The 6,113-nt window shown below is 41.8% G+C and carries 6 protein-coding genes; all 6 read left to right on the forward strand.

All coding sequences use genetic code 11. The features are described from left to right. Window positions 1–130 precede the first annotated feature (130 nt). The 6 genes from IQ274_RS36170 (at window position 131) to IQ274_RS36195 (ending at window position 5,814) form a co-directional block, all read left to right on the forward strand. Entirely contained in the window at window positions 131–328 is a 198-nt protein-coding gene (locus tag IQ274_RS36170; protein WP_194145234.1) for a hypothetical protein, read from the forward strand. Between the two features lie 84 nt (window positions 329–412). Next, window positions 413–715, forward strand: coding sequence for a hypothetical protein (locus IQ274_RS36175; protein WP_194145235.1), 303 nt, complete (start codon window positions 413–415; stop codon window positions 713–715). Next, complete coding sequence (locus tag IQ274_RS36180; RefSeq protein ID WP_194145236.1) at window positions 712–1,122, forward strand: hypothetical protein; 411 nt, start codon at window positions 712–714, stop codon at window positions 1,120–1,122. Before IQ274_RS36175 ends, IQ274_RS36180 begins: the two co-directional genes overlap by 4 nt. Then, window positions 1,119–1,835: a hypothetical protein gene (locus IQ274_RS36185; protein ID WP_194145237.1), complete on the forward strand. Its 717-nt coding sequence runs from the start codon at window positions 1,119–1,121 to the stop codon at window positions 1,833–1,835. The genes IQ274_RS36180 and IQ274_RS36185 overlap by 4 nt, the downstream gene beginning before the upstream one ends. A gap of 164 nt (window positions 1,836–1,999) precedes the next feature. After that, complete coding sequence (locus IQ274_RS36190) at window positions 2,000–4,045, forward strand: hypothetical protein (RefSeq protein ID WP_194145238.1); 2,046 nt, start codon at window positions 2,000–2,002, stop codon at window positions 4,043–4,045. A gap of 785 nt (window positions 4,046–4,830) precedes the next feature. Further along, window positions 4,831–5,814: a SixA phosphatase family protein gene (locus tag IQ274_RS36195; RefSeq protein ID WP_194145239.1), complete on the forward strand. Its 984-nt coding sequence runs from the start codon at window positions 4,831–4,833 to the stop codon at window positions 5,812–5,814. Window positions 5,815–6,113: the final 299 nt, after the last annotated feature.

Here is a 6,113-nt window from a genome sequence, read left to right on the forward strand (position 1 = left end):
TGACAAAGATTGTTGTGATTAACGTTCCAAAGTCTATGCTAGTCATGGGGGAAGTCTGAGTTGAAAAGCTGGTAACTTTCATCTTCTTACTTCTCCCGCCTTTTTTCCTAATTCACATTAGGCGTGAATTATGAATAATCAACCACTGCCAGAATTGATTGCAAAAGCACAACAATTAGTAACTCAAATTCGGCAGCATCCACACTATCAAAGGTTGAATTTTGATTGTGATTTAACGCTTGGAGATGTCAGCCAATTTTTCAATACTCTGCAATGGTCGGCTACAGCTTCTACTGTGGACGTTTCAAGGGAAGGCTTTTTTCAGTGATAAGAAGAGCGGTCGCTTGACTGGACACCGAGCGACCGCCCCAAATGGCATCTACGCATCATAGACACAAAAGGATTGTAAATCATGACGAAACCGCTTGGATATTACTGCGCTCTAACGCCTGGAGATGGAACCTATTTGGACTGGTTGCAAGATACCTATGGTTCTTGCCTTGAAGGTATTAATCGCATCGAAAAACTGCATTTTTTGAAAGCGATAACTGACAACTTAATCGCATCTGAAATCGCTACAAAGGGACAATATTTACTAGAAGAATCAGCCCAAACTATCCAGAAACTTCAAGAGGATTTGTATCAGTACACGCCAATAGGCGACCATCTGGGGCTAGCAGAAGCAATCATCAATCAATTGAAAACTCAACAATGAAGTACCAAAAACAAGCCATGCTGGGGCTATTGGGTTTGGGTTTGATTGCTGCACCTATGTTTATTAAATTGCCTCAGCAGTTCTACACTTTTTCGGCTGTGTCGAACTTAGAAGCCAGAGAATCACTTGAACGCTCACGCATAGAACAACGCAAACTGACCAGCGACAAACTCAATGAAACAGGCATATTACCGACCAGTCTAAAACTCAGAATTAGAGGCTATTTAGACAACCCAAAACGCAACCCCAGACCAGATACCAGTTATTACCAAGAGGACGAACAAGTTTATGTTTATGACTCTTCTGGTCGCTGCATAGGACAGATTTCTCAACGGCGTTGGCTTTGGAAGTATCACTACAAAAATATCTGCAATTTATCCCCACAAATGGAGCAGATTAAATCATGAAAAGTGCAGAGTATAAGCCCCCAAATGATTCAAACTCGACAGCTACAACTTCCCCAAAAACTAGCAACAAAGGAGTCAATAATTACGTTGAAATCTTAGCGCAATGGATTGTTGATATCATTGCCCTGCCCGTGACCTTCATTACCCACATCGTCGCCCAGTTTGTTACGCCAGGGTCATCAGGCACAAAAATACTCGGCGCAATGGGGTTCTTTCTTGGCACACTCCTTAGTTCTGATGGAATCTGGCAAACGCTGTTTCAAGGCGTTCCGATGTTCGTGTGGTTTGAAAAAACATGGATTGGCTGGAAGGGATGGTTAACGCTTCCGTTTAATCTGTTTTTCTGGCTGTCCCTTGCTATTTCTGCTTTAGTTCAGGTAATGGAAGCCCGGAGCTTACGGGGTAAACGGCCAGACCAAGCTCGAAGCGAGTTTGAGGAATCCAAACAGTACACCCTAAGCAGCAAGCCAACTGCAAACATTGACCTGACTACAGCACTGTGGCGTGATTATAAGGTGGCAGGGATGAAAGAACGCCATACCGGAGGCGCAATTGCACTGTTTTTCTGGCTATTCGACTTAACCACAACGTTTGTAGGTCGTAACCCATTTGCCTACACCGACCCTGGCCAAATCTTAGGATGTTTGGCTTATAACTTCACCACGATGATGGCAGGCGAAATCGGTTACACAATCTGGCGATTGACTAAATAAGTAAGCAATTCATAGCCCTCTGCCAAAAAGGGCTGGGGAAGCTGAGGGGGCTGGGGTAGCAGGGGAAGTGAAGAAGTTACATTTAAACACTCTTTCTCCCCCAGCTGCACCTCTCCCCCAACCCCCCCTGCTCTTTTTGGAGGGTTTTTAGTTGGAGAATAACTATGGAATTTTCACCCGATATTTACCAATCAGTACCGCAACTCGCTACAAAGGAAACTGCCCCACTGAGGGCTGACTATCCTTGCATTGAACACCTGGAAGCGGGTAACATCGCCCCTTGGCTAGTAGAAAGACTTGACCAATTGTTAGTTCGCGCCAAGACTGAAAGGGCAGGGATGAACCTAGCCAAATGCGTCACTCTAGCAACCGCATCAATCGGGGCGGTTTGTTATGCCACCTCACCACTGGCCCCCATCGGTGCGTTAGTCGCTGGGCTGGGTTACGCTTGGTCAGTGGTGCAAGACATGACCGATTCTCACTACTTTGCGCCTATACCATTTGTGCGCGGTAACTTCCTAGAATTCCTTTCAGCAATGGGTGACAGCGAAGCAAGAGCCGAATGGTTTGCAGGAGCGAATGAAATTGTGGATTTAATGAATCACCTTACACCTCTGGAGCGTAGCGAATTTGTGATGCTGCGGCAGTACACCAGCACCTTAACCGATTTTCTAACTGGTATAGAAGCTGGTAAGCGGTTCTATGCTTACAGGTGGCTGCTAGACAACTTCACCACTTACAGGGGCGCATTTCCCACTGTTGAGCAGTTGGGTAAACATCTGGCGCAGGTATCGCCCGACCCCAGAATTGACCATGCACAAGTGGTTCTAATTCAGCAGCAAACCCAACTGCCACAACCAAAGCTGCCTGAACCAAAATTCATTGAACTACCACGACCGCAGTTAGCACAGTTGCCCAGTCCCCCAACCATTGAACCTGCTGCACAGACACCAGCACCAGACATTCAATCATTGTTAGCACTGCCATTATCCCACCGAGCGATCGCAATTATCGACGCACTAACAAAAAGTGGTTTTGATATCGCCAAGTGCATTCGTGACCAAATCACGGTGATTGCAGGTAATCAGCGAGGTGGTAAGGGTACATTGATGGCGATTTTAGCCATTTTAAGCAAGGCACTGGAACCAAACACCAAAATTCATTACTTCACTGCTGGAGACGACATCTACCCGTTTTTCTGCCATCGCCTAGTGTGCAGACTTAGCTATCCCCTTTTGGAGGGTGCAAAGGCTGATGCTATTGTGGCAGGCGATTTGTACGAATATTTGAGGGAGATGGACAACGCCGCCCAAAATAGTTACACAGATATTATTTTGGTAATTGATGAAGCTGTGGCTTTGTCTGATTATCTCAGCGATGAACAGAAGCAATGGATCATCCGCTTTCTGTTCACTCGCGCCAGCAAGAAGGGCGCACAAATTTTCGTGGTGTTGCATGGCAAGAATCTAACTTCTTGGGTGGGGACGAAAAACACCGCAGGTTTTGGCGATACTTTCAAAAGTGGGGCTACTTTTATTGGCTGTGAGGCAACTAGTAAAAAGCTGTCTCCCCTCAAGTCAATCTCATTGGCCACTGGGCGTTACTTCCTGGCAGACCCAGACAGTTTTGATAAGCCGATAGCACAGGGTGAAATTGGTACAATTCCAGACTGGCTAAAAACAGAGGTTAATCCTCATTCTGGGCAACCAGATCCGGCGCGGACACTGCTTAAATATTTTCCTGAGTTGAGAAGTGAAAACCCTGCTTTGGCTGATTCTGTATCACCCTCTGAGTCGCCGGATGAGTTTTTGAATCAGGCGAGAGCATGGATTAATGAAACTTGGGTGATATCAGATGCACCACCGCCCACTAGCCACCCCAATCCAAGCGATACTGACCGATACCAACCGACTGATAAGGCTTTTGAGGTTTTGGAATCATCTGGTATCGATACTGGAAACGATACCGGAATCGGTGATACCACCCCAGAAAACGGCGATTTTAATACTCTTGCTGATGATACCGTTCTTGATACCAACCGTCGCTATACTCCTGCTTTCCTGACGAGTGAACAATTGGTTGGCATCGTTAAGCAGATGGTGGGCAAGAAGATGTCGCAGACTCAAATTATTCAATCCCTCTGGGGAGTAGAGAAAAACGGTAAGGGCTGGAAGCAGGCTTATACCGAATATAAAGAACTGTTTCCATGAACCGTGCCGTTCCTGTCATAACCAGAAGCAGAACGGTACATCACCATTCTGCTTTTTTATTAGTCCTCATCTCAACCCCACCAAATCGGTTTTGTGCTGCCCTGATTAAAAACTCGCTTTTCAATTTTTAGTTATTTCTCTTCAAATTTAATGTTAACTATTATTGCTTTTAGGTTGATCACACCTCTGTTTCCTCTTAGTGTCTATAGCTGAAATTATTGCTGTGTATTATTCCTGGCTTTCCACTCTTTTGTTACGAAAGATGTGACTAAAGGATAGGTAATTGATCTACACTGCGAAATCTTGTATCAAAGGAGAGAATGAACAATTACGTAAAATCTTTCAAAAGTTAGAAAAATCAAAAAAAATGTTTTATTAAAATAACACTAATTACTGCTTAATCAAACTCGAATATGTTGAAAAATACTTTAAGGTAATGTGATATTTTCCTAATCACTAAACAAAATAGATCAAGCTTACTATGGTCTCATATGAGATATTAATTTCTTCCTTATCTGCTTGATTGAGTAATCGCTTACTATACATTTAGCTAAAAGTCTTAATATCTCATGATTTGTTATTATCAATAACTTAGTATTGATAACTAAATTGGAATCGAAGAAACCTGATGATTTCATTGTTTCATGATTTAACTGTAAAGGTCAGATATTAGATGAAGTTGTGGAAAAAGAACAGATCAATTTATAAATTTTTAAAAACCTTGCTATTTTAAAATTATTATATTTCAGATGTGTTTGAACCAAGTAGTAAGGATTAATTAGGATATGGATACAGAAAAATCACACATACAGATAATCTTAATACGTCATGGATTGAAGCAGGTTGATAAATTGCTAGACGACGCAGATAAGCCTTTATCTCTTGAAGGTTGTGAGCAAGTTAAGCAATTAGCAAATAAGTTAGCTTGTCAAAATCTAAAACCAATGGTCTTTTTTGCAAGTCCATATCTTCATGCTAAACAGACAGCAGATATTCTTAGAAAGAGTTTAAGTGGTAAGTTAGTAGTTCTAAATAGCATGAAACCTAGTGGAGGGCAAATCAAATCATTTGATAAGATTGTTAATGAGGCAAATCAGATAGGAGAAAAACTTAGCCATTTAGAAGTGGTAGCGTTTGTCGGACATGAACCTAAAATAAGCCAATTATTACGTTGTTTAGCACAAGATCAAAGGTATACATTAAATCGAGCAGAAGCAGTTTGCTTAGAAGGAACATACGAAGATTTTCTCCAGGGGAAGGGGAAATTTAAATGGTGTATTTCTTCAGATAAATCTTCAGATAATAATGATTGTGATAAGGAAATAGAAAACCAACTTCGTGAAAAAGTAAAATCAAAGATGACAGTATCAACATTTCTTGCTGGATTTACATTTACTGTCTTGAATGACTTTCTCAAAGAAGGAAACTTGAATATACCTCAAATAATTGCGGTGCTATTCATGACGGCAGCCATGTCGTTATTCGTTGCATCACTATATATGTACGATCAAATGCTAATGCCTAAAAAATATTGGTTTAATGAAGTTATCCATACAACTCACTCCAACCAAGCGCATAATCTTCTTTATCGCTATATGGTACGAACCTGGTACTGGGTATTTACTCCTGGGGTTGCCTTTGCCCTTATTGGCTTAATTGCAACTCTGTTTAATACAAGCAATTACCTGGTAATTTTTATAGGGATTGTAATTTTTGCAGTAATAATTCTCTACTACTTCAGAATGAAGCCTATACTGGGTCAAGATTAGCACTTATGACTGCGGCAATAAATTGTACAGTGACTTTTTATTTGTCGCTGTGCCAAATTAATGTCATTGAGGCTGTAAAGCTTGCACTCAAAGAGCATTAAGCTTAGAAGTAGCACGGGAACTTACAAGCTATATCAAGCGTTTAAAATTTGACTCTTTTTTAATTGGATAAAAGGGACTTCCAGAAAATAAACTATTCCATCACCAATAATGATAATCATTTTAGAGGGGAATGAAGGGGCTGCCGTCGGCAGCCCCTTCATTCCCCTTTTGTAGTAATTTAAATAATGACGCTTGTT

The organism is Nostoc sp. LEGE 12447, from assembly GCF_015206985.1.
Taxonomy (GTDB): Bacteria; Cyanobacteriota; Cyanobacteriia; order Cyanobacteriales; family Nostocaceae; genus Nostoc.

Bases quoted from the DNA above. Each gene is read 5' to 3' on its own strand.
- IQ274_RS36190 (WP_194145238.1), top strand. From the start codon at position 2,000: ATGGAATTTTCACCCGATATTTACCAATCAGTACCGCAACTCGCTACA.
- IQ274_RS36185 (WP_194145237.1), top strand. From the start codon at position 1,119: ATGAAAAGTGCAGAGTATAAGCCCCCAAATGATTCAAACTCGACAGCT.
- IQ274_RS36180 (WP_194145236.1), top strand. From the start codon at position 712: ATGAAGTACCAAAAACAAGCCATGCTGGGGCTATTGGGTTTGGGTTTG.
- IQ274_RS36195 (WP_194145239.1), top strand. From the start codon at position 4,831: ATGGATACAGAAAAATCACACATACAGATAATCTTAATACGTCATGGA.
- IQ274_RS36170 (WP_194145234.1), top strand. From the start codon at position 131: ATGAATAATCAACCACTGCCAGAATTGATTGCAAAAGCACAACAATTA.
- IQ274_RS36175 (WP_194145235.1), top strand. From the start codon at position 413: ATGACGAAACCGCTTGGATATTACTGCGCTCTAACGCCTGGAGATGGA.